Source organism: Desulfovibrio desulfuricans, from assembly GCF_004801255.1.
Lineage (GTDB): Bacteria > Desulfobacterota > Desulfovibrionia > Desulfovibrionales > Desulfovibrionaceae > Desulfovibrio > Desulfovibrio desulfuricans_C.
This window is the reverse complement of sequence record NZ_CP036295.1, coordinates 1,240,876-1,262,119: the sequence shown is the minus strand read 5'-3', so window position 1 is coordinate 1,262,119 and position 21,244 is coordinate 1,240,876. Positions and strand designations below refer to the sequence as shown.

Sequence of the window (21,244 nt, the reverse complement as noted above, 5' to 3'; positions counted from 1 at the left end):
GCTCGGAATAGTTAGCGTTTTACCGATGCCGCGCAGTACGCGCACGCGCACGCGCGCGAGGCTTGCTACAATAGGGTTGCCAGCACTCGCCTTTCGGGCCGAAGATGCGACGCAATACGCGCGCACGCGCGAGGTTTAGGCTACGATTAGAAAGCGACACCCAAAACGACACCTAAAAAGATCCGTTACACAGGGCGCTAGCCGCTCAAGCGGTCAGGCTTTCCAGTGAGGCTTGATACACGCCGTCAGGGATATTCACCGTCATTTCCTGCCCGGTCTTGGGGCAAATAACCGTTTGTCCTGTATGCCGGGTGTCGAGGCAGTCCCAACAGGCTTGCCCGCTATCAAAGTCCATTGCCGCCGAACCGCCTTCATACCTTTCCCGCTGATACCTCAGCCCATGCCGCCGTATGTAGTCCCACACGTCCGAGCGTTGCCAGTGCAGGAGAGGAGTAACCCGCACCCCGCCACCAGCCGGAGCAATGCTGTCACCCTGCCACGGCTCCCCTTGGTTCATATCGCTCGTAAACGCGCACTTCAGAATGTCACTTGACCTTTGCCCCGTAACGAACATATTCCACGCGCCTTTTAGGCCTTGTGGGGCCAATGGTGCCGACAAGATTTCATGCCTTGCGCAAGTGAATGGGCCAGAATCGCCCCGCTTATCCTTTGAGTGCAAGAATGCGCTTGTTGAAAGAAGCTGCCCATTGAAGGCATAAGCACCGAGCAAGAGGAAGTCGTCACCGTTCTGGCAAAGCTGAAAACAGGTGGGCGGCATGAAAAAGGCGCACAGGTTTTGCTCTGTAAGCTCCTGCAAAGCCCATTTCCAACGCCAAGACGAGCTGCCGTAGATATGCCCACAGAAGATCACGGCAGGGGAAGAATGAACTTGCCGCAACAGGTGAAGGGCAACTATGCTGTCCTTGCCCCCGCTCCAGAACATTGCCGGGCTGTCATGCCCTGCCAGGGCTTTTTCAATCGTTGCCAGGGCATCACGTTCAAGCTGATTCATGCGGCTTCACCTCCCTCAGTGCCTTCACCATGCGCCCGAACCAGCGCGGCTAGGCGTGTTTGCTGTTCCTTCAAAAACTTCTCTAGCAGGCTGTGAACCATGTACTCACCACCTTCACGGCTCCCGCACCAGTGAATATGCAGGCCGTAGCGAATCGACCACGCAGCCAGAGTTTGCAGCAGGCTTTGCGGTGTCATGGCGCTGCGGTAGTTGTGGCGGCGCACATCGTCCATGCTGGGCTCGATCACCAGCCCGAAGTATTCCAGCCCCCGGCCCCTCTCGCATTCGCGCTTAAACCGTTCCCGTCCTGCCGTGAGTGTTCCGCACAGGTCGGAAAGGCTCTTTCGCTCAAGGGCAATGCGGTCAGTCAGGCCGTGCAAGGAATAGTCACCAGTTTGCAGCGTACCGACCTCCACGCTAACGCCCGCATACTTCGGAGCATTGAAGGCATAGGGGGTTTGTTCTCGGCTGTCCTGAACTATGCGCATGCCGTCACCCCCAAGAAACCCCGATTTTGATAAGAATGAGCGTTCATTTTTTGCCCTCCCTCACACGACTTCGGGCCGGGTGCTTTTTGACGATTCTGCGGCCTGAAAGGGCTTACTGTGCCGAGTGGAAATTGAACTCAGCACATTTTTGCCCGCTGCTGTTTGCCTGAAATTGGCAGCCCGGCGTTTCTCTCGCGTTCCTGCCGTGACATTCGGGCTTTTGCCCATGCGAAACGGGAAGGCGGGACAAGGGCCAGCGGCGGCGGTGTCACCTTGGCAGTCGTCAACCTGCCCTTGGTTCCCGGCTTGGCATTCTTCAACGCAGTATGCGCGGATAGTTTTCAAGGGGCGGTGCTTACCTGCGGGCAAGGCCACGCCCAGGCGATAGGCGTAAAAGGGGCAGGCGGCATATTGGCATTCGGTCACGTTTGCGGAAACGCCGCCCTGACATTGCAGGCAGAACTTGCGAATAGCTTCAAGTGCGGTAAGTTTTTTCATGGCTATACCCTTATGCGGCAAGCGCGTAGGTGGTTGAGTTGCGAGAAGCGAAGGCCAGAACACCGGGTACCCACTCCATGACGCTGGGAATGTCGGGATTAATGGGCCATGTCAGCGCGGCCCGGTGCATGTCGCCCAGGTCTTTAGCGCCCACGGCAGGGGTAAGGATTGCTTGTGGATAGGCTGCACTCCATCTCTGCCAGGCAACTTGCCCGCCTTCGTCATTGTCCGGGCAAGCCAGCAGCAAGGGGGCAGCCTGAATAAAAGCGTGGGTGTCGGAGTCCAGCCCCTTCATGTTGCCCATAAGGGCTACAGCGGCCAGTTTCCCGAATGATTCTTGCCAGACTAGAGCGGCATCAAGCGCGGATTCAACCAGAAGCAACGGAAGCCCGGCACGGCCTGCGATAAACGGCACGTTAGCTGAGCCGGGTATCTGCCGATACTTGGCGCGGCCTTTGGTCTGCCGATCTTCTTCAAGACAGCGTACCGTAAGCGCCACGACACCAGCGCGGCGGCGGGTTGCGATCACCAGCCCGGCAGGAAGCAAAAGCTTTGTGCGGGGCTTTCCGTCCTTGCCCTGTTCGTCAGCTAGCCCCCATGCAGCGCGAGAAACATATCTATCAGCAGGGTTCCAGCCTATGCCACAATCTTGCGCCGTGTATGGGGTCAGGAAGCGCCCGCAGATTGCAAGCAATGCTTCGGGGATAGTTTCAAGCCCACGTTGGCACTCAACTAAAAACGCGGCGGCGCTGCCCATCCATTCCTTGCAGGGCATGACGGCTGGCTCTGGCTTGGGCGGCACATAGGCCATTTGTACCGGGTGTGCCGGACGGGGCCGGACATGTACGCGCCGGGCAGAAAGCAAGCTGGTGGTCGTGGGCTTTGGCTCAATCCCAAGGGCTTCACACGCCTCGCGGTAGGACAGGCCATGAACTTTCTGCATTAGCTGGATATCGTCGCCGCTTTCCATACACTTACGGCAGAAATAACGCGCCCGGCCTTCGGCAGTCAGTATGACAATAAACCCGTCCTCCCTGGTCTGCCCGCATATCGGGCATACGCCGCACCATTCGCGGGAGGACTTCTGTTTCATGGCAGTAATAAAGCTCAGAATGCTATTCATAAGCGTACCCCTCCCCTTGCGTACTGCGTACCCTTTCTAAAGAAAGGGGTACGGTACGTACGCTACTTGAGGTGATGGGGCTGCGTACGTCTGTACGCTTTTGTACGCTTTCGTACGCTGGTACGCTTAGAGAATAGTTGTCATTTTGAACCCTTATCTTGCCAAGGTGTACAAGCTTGTTTTTATCACGGTTGAAAGCGGCTCTTTTCGCGCCGTCAGTATCACCCGTGTGGCGTTCGTAGAAATGCGGCCTCCATTCCTCAAGGTGAACACAGTCTTTTCCAGTTGCAACCAAGGCGCGTTGCAATGACTCTAAACAGTACGCAAGCGCGGGGGCCAGGGGCTTCTCTTCCTCCTGCAAGGGGGTATTGTCTTCCTCGACCACGCAAGAGGTCACAGGTTCCCCGTCTGCGTCATAGCCCAAGCCTACAGACTTGAGACGGAAGCCACGACGTATCCCGTCCCGCCCTTCTTTGGATTTTGCCAAACGCCAGTATCGAGAATCACCATTGCGGCCCACTTCAATGACGGCATCCATTGCAGCATACAACGAAGAATGCCCGCGCAGGCCCTTAGAGGCATCTTTGCCGCTGTGATGGACAATAACCACCAGCCCCTTAGTGATCTGTTGCAGCTTTTTGGCAGCTTCCAGAATCAGGCCCATGTCACGGCTTGAATTTTCATCAAGGCCAGGGGAGGCGGCGTTCATGGTGTCGATAAAAACCACAGCCCCTTCTGGAATATCTGCGGCTAAAGACTCTATATCTTCAATGATATGGAATGGCTCAGTAACGAACAGAATGTTGTCGGGAATGTTGCGCTTTTTATCCGCCTGCAATGATTCAAGACGTTTTTTCAAACTACCTTCGAGGTTTATGTAAACCACGATCATAACTTGCGTCTTGAAGCCAAAGAAAGCCAAGCCATAGCCCAAGGCATAGGCCATATAGACCGCCAGAAAGCTTTTCCCACTACCGGAAGGGCCATAGATAACCACGATGCCACGGGACGGAATAATTCCCTTTATCGCGTCAATCTGTTGGAGAGCGTTAATGATGTCAGCCGCAGTTTGAAAGGTGAACTTGCGCTTCTGCTGCCCTTCCGTCTGCTCTGCTAGCCCTTCGCTAAAAAAAGCCGCCTGTGCATGGGCGATTTGGTTTTGAAGGTTTGGCGTAGCTGTGGTGCTTGGACTATTCACTGAACACCCCCTTGAACAGCAGGGCAAACACTGAATACTCGTTGACGGACGGGATTAGAGCAGAGTAAGTTCCCTTTGCATCGTGCTGCTGCCAGGCTGCACTTTTCATAAGCCCCCACTGCCGCCAAGCTGAGGGGCTTTTTCGTTTTTTATCCACCATCCTAGACACCCCGCTGATCGTGAAACGCTTGATTCAAAAATTGTTCAAGATCTTCACGCAACCACACAGTCGTTCTGGGGGTAAGTCGAATGCCTTTGGGTAATTTTCCCTCTTTAACCCACCGCCAAAGGGTTGATTCGCCAATGTCGAGAAATGCGGCTGCGGACTTTGCGCGCATAGCTCCTGCATATTGAATTCGCCTTCCATTTAGCTGGGACATAAAAAATCCTCCCACGAGTTTTTTTTGAACTACGTGAGAGGATAAGGGGCTGGTATTTTTATTGTAACCCTGCTGATAACGTGGGTACGTTGGCGGACGGGTCGGAGACCGTAAAATACCCCATTGATAACGTGAACTGTTTTCAGGAGTATTTCACGTCATCAGGGGGGTATGCAAAGTGTAGAAAAGCCTTGCTGTGTAACGATTCTCACGTTGTCAGGAGGGTGTCACCTTTCCTCTTGGACCACCCGTACGATCAATATGTTCATCAGGTAGTGCCTTGCGGAAAAGATTCATCTGGGCGTCATTAAGCTCGGCATCAATATCATTGAACATGGCATTAAAGTCAGGTTGCTGCCGGAGGGCGGCCCCATTTTCACCACAGCGCACGGCAACCTTTATCATAGCGTCAATGGCTGGCTTCCATGCGCTCAAGGTCTTCTCTTGCCTTGACTTGGTGGCAGCGTGTGTGCGCGAGGCTGGCTGGCCTTCGCCGCTATCTGTGGCTAGGCTTGCAAGCTCTTCTGCCATGTGCTGGTTCTGTTCAGTTAATAGGCTGTTGGCTTTATTCAGAGCCGCAATCTGCACTCGGGCCTCTGTGAGTTGCATTTTTATGTCATCAACGGATTGTTCTGTATTCTCTGCACTATGTGAATTATCATCATGAATGACGAATCTCATATGCTCGTTAAATTCTGCATCATATTCGTGGAACTTTTCCATGCTTTTTTCATGTTTCTGAATTTCTAAATAATGGAAGGAAATATCTTTTAGCATATCCAATTTTTCAGGGATGCCAACGCCAGAACTATAAAAATCTGATGTTATCCCATATGGATATAAATCATCATGAATTGAAAGATATCCTATAAATTCAGCCGGGCTTAATTTATATCTACGCATCAAAACATCAGGTGGATAATAGTCTCCGCTTTCTGGTTTCGGTATCGTGGTGATAAATACTCTCTTAGCAAAAAAAGCGTCCCAGGGCGGACAAAGTTTATCATCTAAATCAACTGCCAGAAACAAATTGTCCCGGTAAAGGTCGTTTATTTTATTTTTAGCCTCTGGCTCTTCTTCATCTTCATTATTACAAATTACTATAGTTTTATCTTTTATTAACTCTGGATATTTAGATTCTAAAAATAATACTTCTTCAGCATCTACAATGCTACCGTTTGTGTATTGTGCTCTTTTAACGATTGCACTTTGCTTTCCATTGGGCAATAATCTAGGTTCACGTGTATACCAAAGGTTAATATCATGCCCAATACCATGAACAAAAGGAACTATTTCGTTTTTTCCTATTCCCCATCGTTTTTCAAGGTCTTCTATTGTAATGAAATTTCTCAATATTTTCATTCCACCACCCCCTTCAGTTGTTCCCTTAAAAAGTTCCCCGCCCCAGGCCGTAAGGGAACGGCTCTTCGCCTTGGTGGATCAGACCAAAGCTAGGGGCAGGAAATTTGTGGCTAAACTTTGTCTTCCTTCAACCTGTCCAGGTAATCTGCCCACCATTCCATCAAGGCCCGGCGTTCTTCCCAAAAGGTTGCGCGATTATAAACGCGGCGCACGCTGTCGCGGTCTGTGTGGGAAAGGCAGCCTTCTATAACGTCTGGTCGCCACTGCCCGCTTTCGTTGGCTATCGTCGAAAAGGTCGAACGCAGCCCATGCAGGCACACAGTTTCTTGCTGCCAGCCCATAGCCCGCAGCGCGGCACCTCCTGCGGCGTCCACAATGACGGCAGACTTTGAGCGCACAGACGGAAAAAGCGGGGCATCAGCATCACCGCCAGAGAATTGTTCCAACGCTCGGAGCATCTTCACCACCTGCGGGGCAAGGGGTACGGCCCAAGCTTTGCGCATCTTCATTCGGCCTTCTGGAAGTCGCCACACGTTTTCCGAGAAATCAATCTCCCCCCATTTGGCAAGCCGCAATTCACCGGGCCGGGTCGCAACGAATGGCAATATCCGCAAATACCATTGCACAGACGGGTATCCTTCATAGGCCCAAATATCGCGCAGCAAGCGGCCAAACTCTTTTTTCTCGACAATGGCCGGGCGGGGCTTGTGTTTGAGCGGACGCAATGCACCACGCAGGCCAGCAGCCACATTAACGGGCGTCAATCCGCACAAATATGCGTGCCGCATTACCTGGTTGCAAATGGTCATTATTTTGTGGGCAGTATTTGAGGCACCCCGTTTTTCTGCCGGGGCGGCAACGGTCAGGAGGTCGGCAGGCATAATGCTTGCCACAGGCTTATCACCCAAGGCGGGAAGTAGGTCTTGATCTAAATAGCGTTGTGTACGGTCGCGTGTGCGTTCGGCAAGTGTAGGGCCATAGCTTTCCCACCACTGCAAGGCCACAGCTTTAAAGGTCTGTGCGGCTGACTCCTGTTGGCGCTTTACAGCCTCTTTTTCCGCCTGCTTGTGGGCGCTTGGGTCAATGCCTTGGGCCAATAGCTCCTTGGCATCGTCACGGCGTTTTCGGGCTTCACGCAGGCCAACGGCTGGGTACACGCCAAGACTGATCCGGCGCTCTTTCCCTGCAAAGCGGTATTTCAGTCTCCACCATCGCCCACCACTTGGGGCAACTTCAAGGTAAAGCCCGCCTCCGTCAAAAACCTTGATAGTCTTGTTGCCAGGCTTTGCGGCTCGTATGGCGGCATCTGTCAGACTCATAGGGGCAACTCCTGATATAATGAGGGGCAAGCCAGAAATATGCCCCTATTGTTGCCCCCATTTTCGTAACACGTCAACGGGCCTTCTGATACTACCTGAAACATTCAACTACCAAAAAAGTGAAGCCCCACAAGGTCTTTGAGACTTTATGGGGCTTCATGATTCTTTTTTGTGGTACCGGGAGCGAGACTTGAACTCGCAAGAGGTTGCCCTCGGCGGATTTTGAGTCCGCTGCGTCTACCAATTCCACCATCCCGGCAGACAGGCCAGCATACTGCGAATCAGCGTCGCATGCTTGGTGTGAGAGGCTTTGTAGCCCAAGGCACGACGATTAGTCAAGCCCCAGAATCGGTTGCCGGCTTCACCACGCCGCCCCAGGCAGGCAACACCGCATGGTCTGGCAACGGGGTACCCGTCCCCTCTCGCTCACCCTGCCCCTGGCGCGCCCATCTCCCCGCCCAGGTTGCGCCAACACAATCAAGCCCGCGCACGGCGCGGCAATTTTGCTGCGAGCCAGGTTTTGCCCATGGCTATAACTGCCTGCCGTACAAAAGAATTACATAAAAATTTTCATTTACGCTTGACACCCAGCCCCCATTTGCGTAAACACCTTTTCACGCATTGCGGGTCATTAGCTCAATTGGTAGAGCAGCTGACTCTTAATCAGTTGGTTCGGGGTTCGAGTCCCTGATGGCCCACCAGAAAATTCAGGTTCGCGGTATATCCGCGAACCTTTTTTCGTATATGGGCCATGACTGCCCGCCCACCGCACGCGCACGCATGCAGACCCACCGACTTGCCGCCACCTAGCCAATCTCTTCAAAATAATCAGGTCTGTCAGGGTCATACCAGATGGTAATCTTGCCGTCGCTCGAGACTTTGATCCCCACGCCGTACTTTGACAGGGTGCATGCCGCCGCCCGCCGTCCACCGCCGGAAGACCCGCAGTTGATCTTTAGTATCGCACCCACGGCAAATATTGTTCCGTCTTCAAAGATGATTGTCGCGCCATCCATTGCCAGTATTTCCTGACGCAACTGCCGCGATAGCTCATTAAATTTTTTGCCGCCCACAATAGAATTAAGAAGCTTTGTTTTTTCGTTTTTCTTTTTTTCGAGGATGTCTGATTCAGAAACAAAATCCATACAATCCCTGATACCGTCGCCGTCGTAGACGGCGCTTTTTTTTATCACGCCGATGCACGCCCCCTTGCGCCGAAATGAAGCGTCTATCACGCTGACGTATATTGATTTGAATATTTCAAAGGGGACCTCGGCCACGTCAAGCACCTTGAGCAAAATTGGAGCGGGATTGAATGTTGAAGTATATATCTGGTGCGAAAAGTAGCACCACTGCCCCCGGCGTTTCGCAAAAATCAGACACCTGTTTTTGAATACCAATATTTCGCCGTTATCATTGAGACAAAATACGTATTTACCCTGTGAAGACCAGGCGGCAATGGGCAGATACTCCAGCGGCGCAAAGTAGTCTTCCATATCGCAGCTGTTAACCGGCGATAAATGATCAACAATCCCCCCCTGCCTGCTGCAGACCAGCAAGGAATTGCAGTCAGATGTCAGCACACGCGAAAAATCGTGCCTGCACACATCAGACAGGTTGTTGCCCATAAACGTAACTGTTTCATCAATGCCTACAGAAAACGTAATTCTTTGCCCTTCATAGGTCTGCGTAGAAAATTCTTCCAGAATATTCAGCACTGTTAATACTGTTTTGTAGTTTGAAGGCGAAATTGCCTTTGAAATGCCGAGCAATTGCGCTTGCGGCAAGCAGATGTTGGCGTAGTGCGGAAGCAGATGTTGTGCAAAGAGTTTGCGCATTTCTTTTGAAATACATTTTATGATTTCCTGTTCTTCCTGGGTAAAGCTGATTGCCCTGTTTATATAGTACGAGCCTTCATCTTTTTTAAATATATTAACTTTAATACTGCTGCTGCCCTTACTAAAATTACTATCAGCGTTTTCTCCATTTTCCTGAAAAGAAACAGCCCCGAAGAGCGATGCAAAATACCTTGTTACTATTTCCATCCGTTTTTTTACTGACCACATATATAAACTCCTGTAATATTCGCATGGTATAATCATCTTTTGCATAGCTGGCATTGCAGCCCTGTCTGGCAGCGTACAGGGCATTTCACACATGCTGCAAGGCGGGGCAACAGGCCTTGCAGGCCAGATCAGTCATGTCTGACCTGCAGGCGCTGCTATGTAAAAATTATCATCATGCTGATTTTATTGTTTTTAACCAAAACTGGGTGCAGCACTCCACCTGATTATCTTGGCGACAGGTATTTTCTACCAAATTCAAATATCACGTGCAATCTGGATTGCAAGTGCTATCTGAATTTGGTAAGAGGTCAGCCATGGGCAACATCCGGGTTACGGGAGGGACGCATGCAGAGACTTACACGGCAGGAAAGCCGACAGCAGACGCGCCAAGCGCTGATCAACGCGGCAGAGCAGGAGCTGTTGCGGGTGGGCATCTATGAGGCATCCATCCGCCGCATATGCGTAACGGCCGGGTACACGCTGGGGGCGTTCTATTCCAACTTTGGCAACAAGGACGAGTTGTTGATGGAAGTGCTCGAAATCCATACGGTTCGTCTGTTTGCCTCCCTCGACGAGCTTATTGCCTCGCAAAACCCAGAGGATCCTCAAACCATGGCCAGAGAGATTGCGGACTGGCTCAAGGAAGTACAGAGCGATCAGATTCTCTCCAACCTTACGCTGGAATTTGCCCTGTACGCCAGACACAACGACCATTTCAACGACATGTATGCCGCCAACTCAGAGCGCTGGCGCGGCAGGCTCTCCCTGTCTCTTGGCAAACTGGCGGACTGCCTGGGACGCAAACCGGCCATACCGTTAAAGCAGATGGCGCTTGCGCTGATGGCCCTGTGGCAGGGCCTCGTGCTCGAATCCGTCGTACCCGGCACAGAAGCAGCCGACACCATCATACCAGCCATTCTCGATTCACTGCTGCAAAAGCCCGGCAAGGACAGCCTTGAGGAGCCTTAATTTTATGCGCCATGCTGCTATTGTATTGCTGATCTTACTTTGCCTGGCCGCCGTCGGCTGCCAGGACTCGTCCAAGGGCGACCAACCGCGCCCTGTCAAATCCATGGTTGTGGCGCTGGGGTACGGGCAAAAGCCAACGCAGCTGACAGGGCAAATCGCCGCGCACAAATACGTCAATGCCGCATTTCGTATTTCCGGCAAGATTGCCGAGCGTTACGTGTCGGTAGGCGATACGGTTACTGTTGGCACGGTGCTGGCCCGGCTTGACGACACGGTGGTAAAAGATTCGCTCACCTCTGCAAAGGCTGATGTGGCGGCCGCGCAGGCAACTCTGGAGCAGGACAGAAAACAGGCGCTGCGCGTGGCAAACCTGCTCTCCGCGCATGCCGTGTCCAAAAGGGAGCACGAGGCCACCACACGGCAGTTCAAGGCGACGACAGCGCAGCTTGAGGCTGCAAAATCGCGTCAGCATACTGCGGAAGAACAGCTGATGTACACAGTGCTGACCTCGGAGAGCGACGGCCTTGTGGTCAACAAGTTTGCTGAAAGCGGCGAAGTTGTTAACGCGGGGCAGCCCGTGTTTAAAATAGCCGAAAACAACGCCTACGACGCTGTGTTTGATATGCCCGAGAGCCTCCTTGGCTCGTTGCTGCCTGGCCGAGCAATGGAAGTGTGCCTGGACAGACTGCATAACGTCTGCTCAGAGGCGACCATCTATGAAATTTCTCCAGAAGCCGACTCAGCCACGCGCACCTACCAGACAAAAGCCATAGTTGCACAACCAGTGCAGATGCCCCTGGGCGCAACTGTGGTCGGCCGCATCCTGTTGCCGGAAGACAAGGTTATCCGCATCCCCTCCGCCGCCGTGCTGCTGCACGATGGGCAACCCTCGGTATGGGTGATCGACGCTTCCTCAAGCAGCGTAACGGCAAGACCCATTGAGGTAAGCCAATACACTACCGACGCCGTTATTGTGGCAAAAGGGCTGGAGGCTGGCGAAAAGATCGTGACCGCTGGGGGGCAGGCCCTCAGGCAAGGGCAAAGAATCAAGGAAGCGGCGAGCGATGAAGCGCATTAACCTGTCAGAGTGGGCGCTCAGCCATCAGGTGCTGATGGTCTTTTTTATGGTGCTGGTTGTTGTAGCCGGCGTGCGCTCGTACTTTCAGCTGGGGCAGAACGAGGACCCCGAGTTTACGGTCAAAACAATGGTCGTCCGCGCGTACCTGCCGGGCGCAACCATTGAAGAGACCATGCTGCAACTTACTGACCGCATTGAAAAAAAGCTGCAGGAGACGCCATCCCTCGATTACCTCAAGAGCTATACCCTGCCCGGCGAAACCACAATTTTCATTGAGCTGCTTTCGGGCACGCCCAAAAAGGACGTGCCCGACATCTGGTATCAGGTGCGCAAAAAAGTGGGTGACATCCGGCAGGATATGCCCTCCGAGACGCAGGGACCTTTTTTTGATGACGAATTTGGCGACACCTACGGCATCATCTACGCCTTTACCGCCGACGGCTTCACGCATCGCGAGCTGAAGGACTATGTTGAAGATATCCGCAGCGAGCTGCTGCATGTGCAGGACGTTGCCAAGGCGACCACCATCGGCGAGCAGGACGAGGCTTATTATGTGGAATTTTCGCCGCACCAGCTGGCCACGCTGGGCATCAGCCGCGAAGCGATTATTGCCGCCCTCAGCAGGCAAAATGCGCTGACGCCCTCGGGCGCAGTAGACACGGGCAAGGAACAGATTGTTCTTGAACCCACGGGCAAATTCGTTTCCGCCGAGCAGCTGGCGAACGTCACGCTGTATGCCGGGGACAAAAAGGTGCGCCTTGGCGACATAGCCGACGTCCGCCGCAGCTACATCGACCCGCCGCAGCCGCTTTTTCGCTTCAACGGGCATGACGCCGTGGGGCTTGCCGTATCCATGCGCAAGGGCGGCGACGTGCTGCTGCTCGAAAAAAACATCAACACAGCTGTGACAGAGCTGTGCGCAACGCTGCCGCTGGGCATAGAAGCCCACCTGGTGGCCAACCAGCCTGCGGTCGTTCACGATGCGGTTAACGAATTTATGGAGGCCCTGATTGAGGCCATACTGATCGTGCTTGGCATCAGTTTTTTGAGCTTAGGAGCGCGGGCGGGGGCTGTGGTGGCGTTTTCCATCCCCTTTGTGCTGGCCTTTGTTTTTGTCGGCATGGATGTCTGCGGCATCGACCTGCAGCGCGTCTCGCTGGGGGCGCTGATCATTGCCCTGGGCCTGCTAGTTGACGACGCCATGATTACCGTTGAAAGCATGGTCTCAAAGCTTGAAGAAGGCTGGACCAAGACCAGGGCCGCCACATTTGCCTACACCTCCACGGCTTTTCCCATGCTGACGGGCACGCTTGTGACCATTTTGGGCTTTATCCCCATCGGGCTGGCAAAAAGTTCCGCAGGGGAATATACGTTTTCCCTTTTCGCCGTGGTGTGCATGGCCCTGATTGTCTCGTGGTTTGTGGCGGTGCTGTTTGCGCCGCTTATCGGCGTAAAGGTGCTTAAGGAGCATCTGCAGGCGCACAGCGCACGGGCCGAAAAAACCGCCGAGCTTTTCCACCGCGCTCTTTTGTGGGCCATGCGCCATCCCAAAAAGATGGTGGGCGCGACGCTGCTTGCCTTTGTGCTGGCGCTTGCGGCACTACCCCTTGTGCCAAAGCAGTTTTTTCCCTCGTCAGAGCGGCCGGAACTTATGGTGGACATGACGTTGCGGCAGGGCAGCTCCATCAGGGAGACAAACCGCATCTCGCAGCGTTTTGACGCCATCCTGGCCGCTGACCCTGGCGTAGACCACTGGAGCTCGTATGTGGGGCGAGGCGCGATACGTTTTTATCTACCGCTGGACGAGCAGCTGCAGAACAACTTTTTTGCCCAGACCGTTGTTGTCACCAAAGGGCCCAAAGAACGCGAGCAGGTGCAGGAGCGCCTGCAGGCGGCGCTCGACCATGATTTTCCCGAGCTGGTGGGCCGAGCCTACGCCATGGAGCTGGGCCCGCCTGTGGGGTGGCCCGTGCAGTACAGGGTGTCGGGCAAAGACATGACGCAGGTGCAAAAGTACGCGGCTGAAGTGGCCGCGCTCATGGGCACTTCGCCTGTTTTGCACAATATCAATACCAACTGGGGAGAGCCGGAGCGCAAAATACGCCTCCGGGTACGTCAGGACGAAGCCCGGCGCCTGGGGTTGTCCTCCGCCGCCGTCGCCCAGACGCTCTATTCGACGGTGTCCGGCGTCACCGCGACGCAGGTCAGGGACGGAATATACCTTGTTGATGTCGTGCTGCGCGCAAGGGACAAGGAGCGCACGACGGTTGAGGACCTGCAGATGCTCGACATGCCCCTGCCCGACGGCCGGTCCGTGCCGCTGGGCGTGGTGGCTGATATCGAGTACGCCCAGGGGTACCCGTTGATATGGCGCAGGGACAGAATGCCCACCATGACCGTTCAGGCCGATGTAAAAAAAGACGTCATGCCTGACAGTATTGTGGAGGCCCTGCAAAAAGACATGGACGCGCTGCGGCGCAGCCTGCCTGCGGGCTATCGCATCGAAACCGGCGGCTCTGTGGAAGAAAGCGCCAAGTCGCAGGCCTCGGTGGCGGCGGCAATCCCCCTCATGGTTTTACTCATGCTTACCGTGCTGATAATCCAGCTTGAAAACTTCACCCATCTTCTGCTTGTTATCTGCGTTGCGCCGCTGGGGGTTATCGGGGTTGTGCTGGGGCTGCTGCTCACCCATCAGCCCATGGGATTTGTGGCGCTGCTGGGGGTTGTGGCGCTCATCGGCATGATCATCAGAAATTCGGTCATTCTTGTGCACCAGATCGACTGCGAAAAAAAATCGGGCCTGTCTGACTGGGATGCCGTCAAGGCGGCGGCGACCATACGATTCAGGCCTATCATGCTCACGGCGGTGGCGGCCATTCTGGGCATGCTGCCCATCGCCCCGACCGTTTTCTGGGGCCCCATGGCCAACGCGATCATGGGCGGGCTGGCAACGGCAACCGTGCTGACACTGCTGTTTTTACCCGCCTGTTATGTGCTGTTGTTTAAAATCACTGAACCAGCGCCGGATGCGCAGGCAGAACCTTCCAGCCCTGCCTGACGCTTTGGCGCATAGCGTCAGCAGACCTGATACCCCCAGGTCTGCTGACGCACCTAGACCTCGCCGCACAAATACCGCCCTGCGCAGCATACGGCAGCGCAGCGTGTGCTTGCAGCCATCCAGCAGCAAACATTGCGCAATCATGTTGCCCTTTGCTCTGGTTTGGGCCAATATCACGCAGTTTAGTACCGTCGCGCACATCAACCGGAGGGCCGGGTGAAGCCTTTTTTGACGCTGCAATCAGTAGAGTCCGTACTTGAACATATTCGGGCCGTTCCCCTTCTGGATGAAGAGCGCATCCCTCTGGATGATGCCCTTGGGCGTTGTCTTGCCTTCGGCTTTTCGGCAACGGAAGACCTGCCCGGTTTTGACCGCTCGACCGTTGACGGTTTTGCCTGCCGCGCACGCGACGTTTTTGGCGCGCAGGAGGGCAACCCCGCGCTGGTCGAATGCGTGGCCGACTGCCGCATGGGCGAAGTGCCGGACGCGAGCCTTGCGGAGGGGCAGACCGCGCGCATTCTTACCGGGGGCATGCTGCCCCGTGGGGCGGACTGCGTTGTCATGGTCGAATACTCCCGCCCAGCCGGGGGCAACCTTGTTGAAATTATCCGCAGCCAGGCCCCTGGCGACAACGTGATTTTTCACAACGACGATGCCGAGGCCGGAACCAGCCTGTTGCAGGCAGGACGGCGTCTGCGTCCGCAGGACATCGGCCTGCTGGCCGCTTTTGGCGTTGTGGATGTGGTGGTACGCCGCAACCCGCTGGTTGCCGTGCTCTCCACTGGCGACGAAATCGTGCCCAGTTGCGAAACACCGCCGCCGGGCAAAATACGCGACATCAACGCCCACAGCATTGCCGCCCTGTGCCGCGAGGCCGGGGCAAAAGCCCTGCGCGCAGGCATCGTCAACGATGATGCCCAAAGGCTTAAAACGGCCGTCGCAGATCTTGCGAAACAGCACGACGTAGTTGTGGTTTCCGGCGGTTCCTCCGCTGGCATGCGCGACCACACCGTGGAAATTTTTGAATCCCTTCCCCAATCCGAGCTGCTTGTGCATGGGGTGGCCATCAGCCCCGGCAAGCCCTTTATTCTGGCCAGGGCCAATCTGGGCGGTCGCCATGTCTGTCTGGTAGGCCTGCCCGGTCACGTCGCAAGCGCGCTTGTCTGCGCCCGGGTTTTTCTCACGCCCCTGCTGGAGCACCTGCAGGGCTGCGCGGGCGATACAAAACCGCCGCAGGTTCCGGCAGTGCTGACGCGTTCCGTTGCCTCGGCCCAGGGCCGACGCGACTATCTGCGCGTCAGGCTGCGCCCCCTGCCCTGCCAGCAAAGCGTACGCCCGCAGGCAGGCACGGCCCTGCAGCCGCTGTACGAGGCCGAGCCCATCATGGGCGCATCGGGCCTTATATCAGGCATCGCCGCAGCCGACGGTCTTATGGTCTGCCCGGAGAACCGCGAAGGCTACGACGCGGGGGATACCGTCCTTGTGGAACTTTTTCGCTAAAAAGGCCGCAATGAGCCATTAGCAGGGAGATACAACGTGAAGCGCAATACATATCTTACTTTGCTGTCCCCGGAACAGGCACGCGCCAACTGGTATGCGTGCCTTGACGCCAGCGCCTTTGCCCTGGGGGAAGAGCGCGTCCCGCTGGCGCAGGCCCTGCGACGCGTACTCAGCAGACCTGTGGCGGCCCTGCGCTCGTCGCCGGCATTTCACGGCGCGGCCATGGACGGCATTGCCGTGCAGGCCGAGGACACCTTCACCGCCTCGGCCCGCACACCGCTGCGGCTCAAGATCGGCGAACAGGCTTACTGGATCAACACGGGGCATCCTCTGCCCGTGGGTTGCAATGCCGTAGTCATGATGGAAAACGTCAACACCGAGACAGCGCAGGCGGCACACGGCGAGGCGCAGTGGGCCGTTATCGAAAAGGCCGCCTTTCCCTGGCAGCATGTGCGCAAAATGGGCGAGGACATGGTGGCCACAGAGATCATCCTGCCCCCCGGCACCTGCATAGGCCCTTACGACCTTGGCGCTCTGGCGGCGGGCGGCGCGCTTGAAGTGCCCGTGTTCCGGCGGCCCCGCGTTTCCATTATCCCCAGCGGCTCGGAAATTGTGCCCCTGGCCGACGCCCGCGATGAAGACCTGCGCGCAGGCCGCGTGCTGCCCGAATTCAACTCGCTGATTTTTTCGGCCATGATCGCAGAGGCGGGCGGCGAAGCCTCTACCCTGCCGGTGGTTCCCGACGATCCTGAGGCCATCCGCGCCGCCATAGCCAGCGCCATTACCACCGCTGACATGGTTATTCTCAATGCCGGGTCATCGGCGGGCAGTCACGACTTTACGGCCCATGTGCTTGAGGGGATGGGCACGGTCGTCACGCACGGCATTTCGGTTATGCCGGGCAAACCGACAGTGCTGGCGGTGGTTGACGGCAAGCCGGTGGTGGGAGTGCCGGGGTACCCGGTATCGGCCGGCATATCCATGGAGGAATTTGTGCTGCCCCTGCTGGCCCTGTGGCAAAAGCGCTGCGTCAGCGAGCGGCAAAAAATAACCGCCGTGCCCTGCAATCCCCTGCCCTCGCGCCCCGGCATGGAGGAAAGGCTGCGGGTCAAGCTGGGCTGCGTGGGCGATACGGTCGTGGCCGTGCCGCTGCCGCGCGGCGCAGGCACCATAACCAGCCTCAGCCGCGCCGACGGCATTATACGTATCCCGCGCGACAGCGAGGGCTGCAATGCAGGCGAGCCCGTTACCGTTGAGCTGCTGCGCCCGGCCACGGCCCTTGCGGGCGCGTTGCTGGCCATCGGCAGTCACGACAACACGCTTGACCTGCTGGACAGCATGCTGCGCAAGGCGCACCCGCAATTTCGCCTTACCTCGGCCCATGTGGGTTCGCTGGGCGGGCTGATGGCCCTCAAGCACGGGCAGTGCCACCTGGCGGGCAGCCACCTGCTCGACCCTGCGAGCGGCGTTTATAACCGCAAGGCCATCGAGGATAACCTGGTCGAACCCATGGTGCTGCTGCGCCTTGTGGACAGGGAGCAGGGCATATTGACCGCGCCGGGCAATCCCCTTGAGATCAAAACCATTGAAGATCTTGCCAGACCTGGCGTGCGTTTTATCAACCGCCAGCGCGGCAGCGGAACCCGCGTGCTGCTCGACTACCGCCTGAGCTGCCTTGACATTGCGCCTGCGCGCATCAGCGGCTACCGCGATGAGGAATATACCCACATGAACGTGGCCGCGGCGGTGCTTTCGGGCCGGGTGGATGCCGGTCTTGCTGTACGGGCTGCGGCCAATGCGCTGGGGCTGCCCTTCATGCCCATTGGTGTTGAGGAATACGATCTGGTCATTCCCCGCCGTTTTTTTGATACAGATGCCGTGCAGGCGCTGCTGGACGTTATACGCGGCGAGGCCTTTCGCCGCACGGTTGAAGGCATGGGCGGCTACGGTACAAAAAAGACGGGACAGATTATCTGGGAGTATGCGGGCAAATAGCCTGCGAGGTCAGGCCCTGTCCGCCCAGTCAAACCTCTCCAGCTCCGGCACGGAAAGGTCGAGGTGAAACAGTGGGGTGCTGGCGGTGCAGCGCAATAGTGCACGCAGGCAAAGCCTTACCATCAGGCAGGCCACCGAGGCAGGAGCCAGCGCCCCAACGCCCTCGCGTCGGGATCGGTCAAGCTCGTGCTCACTTTGTCCCTGGGGGTAAAGCTCATCAAGCCGCGCCTTCGGGCCCGCGCTGGCGTAACAAAAACCCTCGTTGCGCAGCACAGAGCCGTGGATAAAAATCTCACCCGCAGCCAGAGCCGCCCTTTCCAGCGCAGCCTTGGCAGAGATGTTGTCCAGGCAGTCCAGGGCAACATCCATACCCGCCACCAGGACGGAAAGATTGCCCTCGTCGGCTGCGAACTCCAGGGCTTCGACCTCTACATGGCTGGCAATATCAACCAGGGCATCCCGAACCACACGGGCCTTGGGCTGGCCCAGAACACGCTCGGAACAAAATCGCTGCCGGTTGAGATTGCTCTCGTCAAAGACGTCGTTATCCACCAGCCGTATGCACCCCACGCCAGAGCGGGCCAACAGCTCGGCCACATGACCTCCCAGCCCCCCGCAGCCCAGCACCAGCACACGGCTTTGCAGCAGTTGGGCCATATCCTGCGCAGAAAAAAGCCCGAAATTACGGCGAAAGCGTTCGGGCCAGATGTTGCAGCCAAGCAGATGAACCATGGCGGCACGCAGGGTCATGCCGTTACGGGCAGCCCAAAGCCGCTGGCCCTCAAGGCTTACAAACAGCGTTTCGCGCTGGCCGCAAGCGGCGGTCTCCGTCAGATAGGTCGCCCGGATGTATGGATGGAAAAAATCGTGCGGATCTGGTGTTGTCATGGTCAACGGGCCTAGCCTCCTCCGACCGCCGGAAAATAGGCAATACGGTCACCGTCGCGCATGGGATCGTCCACCTTATGCTGGCGTCCGTTGACCATGACAATTTTGATGTCCTGCGGCGGCAACCCCAGGCGTTGCGCCAGCTGGGCCACGGTGCTTCCTTCCGGCATTTCCACCTGCAAGCCTGTTTCCGGCACGTAGCCTGGCACACAGTCCCGCAGGGTGGTGCTCAACTTAACGGTCAGTTTCATGGACTCTCCTTGACCTTGCCAGGTCTTGTCCAATTATGCCCGCTCTGCCCAAAAGCAGTCAAGCCAGCCGGGGCGCGCACCTCGCGCCGCCGTAAAACGAAATTCGCGGCCGCCGCCCCGCTCCAGGCGGAGCGGCGGCCAATACTGAACCCTACTTCTTTTCCTCAATCCAGTTGAACACTGTTTTGAGTTCTTCGTGGGTGATGTCAAAGGTGGTGTTGTGCGGGGGCAGCTTTTCGTCAGTAAAGAACTCGGGCAGCACGTCCGCAGCCTGGGTAATGCCCGCGCGGCGGTTGAAGTCGATTTCTGTCGACAGAATGCGCTGGCCCAGCGTTACCACGTCGTCGCCGGTGAGCTGCCAGCCAAACTTGGCGTTGAGCATGTCCACGATGGCGGGCAACGCGTCCGGCACGTCAAGGATGGCAAAGGCCGTAAACAGGCACAGCCCCACGGAATCCACAGACGCGGTAGCGACCTGCAGGTTGCGCGAAAGCTCGATCTGGCCTTCCTTCTTGAGCGGATCAACCGTGCCGCCGCAGTTGAGGATGTTGGACGTAACGGCGTAACCGGCCGTGTGGTCGGCGCCCATGGGGGTGGTGGCGTAGGTAACGCCCTGGCCCTTGACCGCGCGGGGATCGTACGCGGGCAGGCTCTGGCCCTTGACAGTAGGCACGCGCCGTACGCCAAACACCCGGCCCGCGGTCGCCGCGCCGCAGCCGATGACGCGACCGATGGGCGTGCCCTCGCTGATGCCGTTCATGACCTCAAGCACGGCCTTGGTATCGCCGTAAGGTATGCCCCCGCCAGCCATGGCAACGCCCACAGCAACGCCGACGTCGATAGTGTCCACGCCGATATCGTCGCACATGTAGTCGTACTTGGAGATGGCGTCCAGGTCGCTGATGCCGGAGTGCGGGCCAAAGCACCACAGGGTTTCGTATTCAGGCCACTTGCTCTGGAACTTGCCCTTTTTGTCCGGCAAAATACCGCTGCAGCGGATCATGCAGCCGCTCATGCAGCCGTGGGCCACAATGCCCTCGCCGCCGCGTTCCTTGGTGAGCTTGTTCATAAGCTCGCCCGAAATGGACTCGTGCTTGTCAAACTGGCCCACGGTAAAGTTGGCCGTGGGCAGGCCGCCCGCTTCGTGCAGAATGTTGACCAGCACGGCTGTGCCGTATTCGGCAAGGCCCTTGCTTGTAATGGGATGCTCCGAAAGAGCCGTTGCAAAGCGTTTGGAAGCCTCGCGAAAGGCTTTTTCGTCCATCAGGGGCTGGCTCTTGCCGCCCTCGGGGTTCACAATGATGGCCTTGAGGCCCTTGGAACCCATGACAGCGCCAACGCCGCCGCGCCCGGCATGACGCATGGGGCGCAGCTCGCGGTCGGTGCAGGCGATGGAGGCCGCAGTGAGCTTGAACTCGCCCGCACGGCCAATGGTGATATAGCTGCAGTCTTTGCCGTATTTTTCCACAAGTTTGGCAACGGCGTCAAAGTTGTTGAGCCCGGCCACTTCAGCGGGAATCAGCCTGGCGTGGTCCTTGCTTACTTCAAGTTGCCACCACTCGCCTTCCTTTGCCATGTCTTCCACAATAACGGCCAGAATGCCCAGACGGGCCAGATGGCCGCCGGGCTGACCGCCCGCGTTGGATTCCTTGATGCCTTCGGTAAGCGGGCTTTTACAGCCCACTGAAATACGGTTGGCGTTGGGGCTGTTGGTCGCGCCCAGCAGGCCGGGAGCAAAAACAAGCTTGTTATGCGGGCCGATGGGGGTGCAGGTGGGCGGAACCTCGCGGGCCACAATGGTGGAGGTCAACGCGCGGCCGCCAAGGCCAGCGTATTCCTGAGGGATTTCTTCAAAAACACAGGTCTTGGTCGCCATATTGACGCGCAAAAAACGGAACATGGAGCCTCCTTGCAAAGGCGTGGCTACGCCTGTTTGTGTTTATCCTTTGATACCTCTGTGAAAGAAAAAAGTGCAAGCAGACAAAAAAAATGTCTCGCTTTTCTCCCGCACGAGAATAAAAGCAAGACAAAAAAAGGGAATTTGCTGGTAACAATATTA

17 protein-coding genes and 2 tRNA genes are annotated in these 21,244 nt (G+C 56.6%); 6 read left to right on the top strand and 13 right to left on the bottom strand.

The window, feature by feature from the left end:
• Positions 1 to 205: 205 nt before the first annotated feature.
• From DDIC_RS05305 to DDIC_RS05265, 9 genes are all read right to left on the bottom strand, one after another.
• On the bottom strand, positions 206 to 1,012 hold the full coding sequence (locus DDIC_RS05305; RefSeq protein WP_136399476.1) for a phosphoadenosine phosphosulfate reductase family protein: 807 nt from the start codon (positions 1,010 to 1,012) through the stop codon (positions 206 to 208).
• Positions 1,009 to 1,500: an ERCC4 domain-containing protein gene (locus DDIC_RS05300; RefSeq protein ID WP_136399475.1), complete on the bottom strand. Its 492-nt coding sequence runs from the start codon at positions 1,498 to 1,500 to the stop codon at positions 1,009 to 1,011. The genes DDIC_RS05305 and DDIC_RS05300 overlap by 4 nt, the downstream gene beginning before the upstream one ends.
• A gap of 60 nt (positions 1,501 to 1,560) precedes the next feature.
• On the bottom strand, positions 1,561 to 1,998 hold the full coding sequence (locus DDIC_RS05295) for a hypothetical protein (RefSeq protein WP_136399474.1): 438 nt from the start codon (positions 1,996 to 1,998) through the stop codon (positions 1,561 to 1,563).
• 10 nt (positions 1,999 to 2,008) lie between these two features.
• Positions 2,009 to 3,121 carry a CHC2 zinc finger domain-containing protein gene (locus DDIC_RS05290; RefSeq protein WP_136399473.1) on the bottom strand — a complete coding sequence of 371 codons (1,113 nt, stop codon included), beginning with the start codon at positions 3,119 to 3,121 and terminating at the stop codon, positions 2,009 to 2,011.
• Positions 3,114 to 4,319 (bottom strand): AAA family ATPase, encoded by a 1,206-nt coding sequence (locus DDIC_RS05285; RefSeq protein WP_168732475.1) that lies wholly within the window; start codon positions 4,317 to 4,319, stop codon positions 3,114 to 3,116. The genes DDIC_RS05290 and DDIC_RS05285 overlap by 8 nt, the downstream gene beginning before the upstream one ends.
• Before the next feature lie 161 nt (positions 4,320 to 4,480).
• Entirely contained in the window at positions 4,481 to 4,657 is a 177-nt protein-coding gene (locus DDIC_RS14140; protein ID WP_432612329.1) for a helix-turn-helix transcriptional regulator, read from the bottom strand.
• Between the two features lie 258 nt (positions 4,658 to 4,915).
• The gene (locus tag DDIC_RS05275) at positions 4,916 to 6,061 is read right to left on the bottom strand and encodes a hypothetical protein (RefSeq protein WP_136399470.1); all 1,146 of its coding nucleotides are present in this window, start codon (positions 6,059 to 6,061) and stop codon (positions 4,916 to 4,918) included.
• A 110-nt stretch (positions 6,062 to 6,171) separates the two neighbouring features.
• Positions 6,172 to 7,380, bottom strand: a complete 1,209-nt coding sequence (locus tag DDIC_RS05270) for a tyrosine-type recombinase/integrase (protein ID WP_136399469.1) — start codon at positions 7,378 to 7,380, stop codon at positions 6,172 to 6,174.
• A 172-nt stretch (positions 7,381 to 7,552) separates the two neighbouring features.
• Positions 7,553 to 7,639: transfer RNA gene (locus DDIC_RS05265), tRNA-Leu, on the bottom strand.
• Between the two features lie 366 nt (positions 7,640 to 8,005).
• Here DDIC_RS05265 and DDIC_RS05260 point away from each other — a divergent pair.
• Positions 8,006 to 8,081: transfer RNA gene (locus DDIC_RS05260), tRNA-Lys, on the top strand.
• Between the two features lie 105 nt (positions 8,082 to 8,186).
• On the opposite strand, the gene DDIC_RS05255 is transcribed toward DDIC_RS05260, so the two are convergent.
• Complete coding sequence (locus tag DDIC_RS05255; protein WP_136399468.1) at positions 8,187 to 9,446, bottom strand: hypothetical protein; 1,260 nt, start codon at positions 9,444 to 9,446, stop codon at positions 8,187 to 8,189.
• Between the two features lie 345 nt (positions 9,447 to 9,791).
• Between DDIC_RS05255 and DDIC_RS05250 the strand changes: the two genes are divergently transcribed.
• The 5 genes from DDIC_RS05250 (at position 9,792) to DDIC_RS05230 (ending at position 18,046) form a co-directional block, all read left to right on the top strand.
• On the top strand, positions 9,792 to 10,415 hold the full coding sequence (locus DDIC_RS05250) for a TetR/AcrR family transcriptional regulator (RefSeq protein ID WP_168732474.1): 624 nt from the start codon (positions 9,792 to 9,794) through the stop codon (positions 10,413 to 10,415).
• Between the two features lie 4 nt (positions 10,416 to 10,419).
• A complete protein-coding gene (locus DDIC_RS05245; RefSeq protein ID WP_136399466.1) occupies positions 10,420 to 11,493 on the top strand; it encodes an efflux RND transporter periplasmic adaptor subunit in 1,074 nt (357 codons plus the stop codon).
• Entirely contained in the window at positions 11,480 to 14,551 is a 3,072-nt protein-coding gene (locus tag DDIC_RS05240; RefSeq protein ID WP_136399465.1) for an efflux RND transporter permease subunit, read from the top strand. The genes DDIC_RS05245 and DDIC_RS05240 overlap by 14 nt, the downstream gene beginning before the upstream one ends.
• A 216-nt stretch (positions 14,552 to 14,767) precedes the next feature.
• On the top strand, positions 14,768 to 16,051 hold the full coding sequence (locus DDIC_RS05235) for a molybdopterin molybdotransferase MoeA (RefSeq protein ID WP_136399464.1): 1,284 nt from the start codon (positions 14,768 to 14,770) through the stop codon (positions 16,049 to 16,051).
• Positions 16,052 to 16,087: 36 nt separating this feature from the next.
• Positions 16,088 to 18,046: a molybdopterin biosynthesis protein gene (locus tag DDIC_RS05230; protein ID WP_136399463.1), complete on the top strand. Its 1,959-nt coding sequence runs from the start codon at positions 16,088 to 16,090 to the stop codon at positions 18,044 to 18,046.
• Positions 18,047 to 18,055: 9 nt separating this feature from the next.
• Here the strand turns inward: DDIC_RS05230 and DDIC_RS05225 are convergent, their stop codons facing one another.
• The 3 genes from DDIC_RS05225 to DDIC_RS05215 form a co-directional block, all read right to left on the bottom strand.
• Positions 18,056 to 18,934: a HesA/MoeB/ThiF family protein gene (locus DDIC_RS05225; protein ID WP_136399462.1), complete on the bottom strand. Its 879-nt coding sequence runs from the start codon at positions 18,932 to 18,934 to the stop codon at positions 18,056 to 18,058.
• An 11-nt stretch (positions 18,935 to 18,945) separates the two neighbouring features.
• Positions 18,946 to 19,185, bottom strand: a complete 240-nt coding sequence (locus DDIC_RS05220) for a MoaD/ThiS family protein (RefSeq protein WP_136399461.1) — start codon at positions 19,183 to 19,185, stop codon at positions 18,946 to 18,948.
• 151 nt (positions 19,186 to 19,336) lie between these two features.
• The gene (locus DDIC_RS05215) at positions 19,337 to 21,085 is read right to left on the bottom strand and encodes an aldehyde ferredoxin oxidoreductase C-terminal domain-containing protein (RefSeq protein WP_136399460.1); all 1,749 of its coding nucleotides are present in this window, start codon (positions 21,083 to 21,085) and stop codon (positions 19,337 to 19,339) included.
• Between the last annotated feature and the right edge of the window lie 159 nt (positions 21,086 to 21,244).

What these genes read in the sequence shown, in the direction of transcription:
- DDIC_RS05305 (WP_136399476.1), bottom strand. Translation starts at nt 1,012, where the DNA reads ATGAATCAGCTTGAACGTGATGCCCTGGCAACGATTGAAAAAGCCCTG.
- DDIC_RS05300 (WP_136399475.1), bottom strand. Translation starts at nt 1,500, where the DNA reads ATGCGCATAGTTCAGGACAGCCGAGAACAAACCCCCTATGCCTTCAAT.
- DDIC_RS05295 (WP_136399474.1), bottom strand. Translation starts at nt 1,998, where the DNA reads ATGAAAAAACTTACCGCACTTGAAGCTATTCGCAAGTTCTGCCTGCAA.
- DDIC_RS05290 (WP_136399473.1), bottom strand. Translation starts at nt 3,121, where the DNA reads ATGAATAGCATTCTGAGCTTTATTACTGCCATGAAACAGAAGTCCTCC.
- DDIC_RS14140 (WP_432612329.1), bottom strand. Translation starts at nt 4,657, where the DNA reads ATGCGCGCAAAGTCCGCAGCCGCATTTCTCGACATTGGCGAATCAACC.
- DDIC_RS05275 (WP_136399470.1), bottom strand. Translation starts at nt 6,061, where the DNA reads ATGAAAATATTGAGAAATTTCATTACAATAGAAGACCTTGAAAAACGA.
- DDIC_RS05270 (WP_136399469.1), bottom strand. Translation starts at nt 7,380, where the DNA reads ATGAGTCTGACAGATGCCGCCATACGAGCCGCAAAGCCTGGCAACAAG.
- DDIC_RS05255 (WP_136399468.1), bottom strand. Translation starts at nt 9,446, where the DNA reads ATGTGGTCAGTAAAAAAACGGATGGAAATAGTAACAAGGTATTTTGCA.
- DDIC_RS05250 (WP_168732474.1), top strand. Translation starts at nt 9,792, where the DNA reads ATGCAGAGACTTACACGGCAGGAAAGCCGACAGCAGACGCGCCAAGCG.
- DDIC_RS05245 (WP_136399466.1), top strand. Translation starts at nt 10,420, where the DNA reads ATGCGCCATGCTGCTATTGTATTGCTGATCTTACTTTGCCTGGCCGCC.
- DDIC_RS05240 (WP_136399465.1), top strand. Translation starts at nt 11,480, where the DNA reads ATGAAGCGCATTAACCTGTCAGAGTGGGCGCTCAGCCATCAGGTGCTG.
- DDIC_RS05225 (WP_136399462.1), bottom strand. Translation starts at nt 18,934, where the DNA reads ATGACAACACCAGATCCGCACGATTTTTTCCATCCATACATCCGGGCG.
- DDIC_RS05220 (WP_136399461.1), bottom strand. Translation starts at nt 19,185, where the DNA reads ATGAAACTGACCGTTAAGTTGAGCACCACCCTGCGGGACTGTGTGCCA.
- DDIC_RS05215 (WP_136399460.1), bottom strand. Translation starts at nt 21,085, where the DNA reads ATGTTCCGTTTTTTGCGCGTCAATATGGCGACCAAGACCTGTGTTTTT.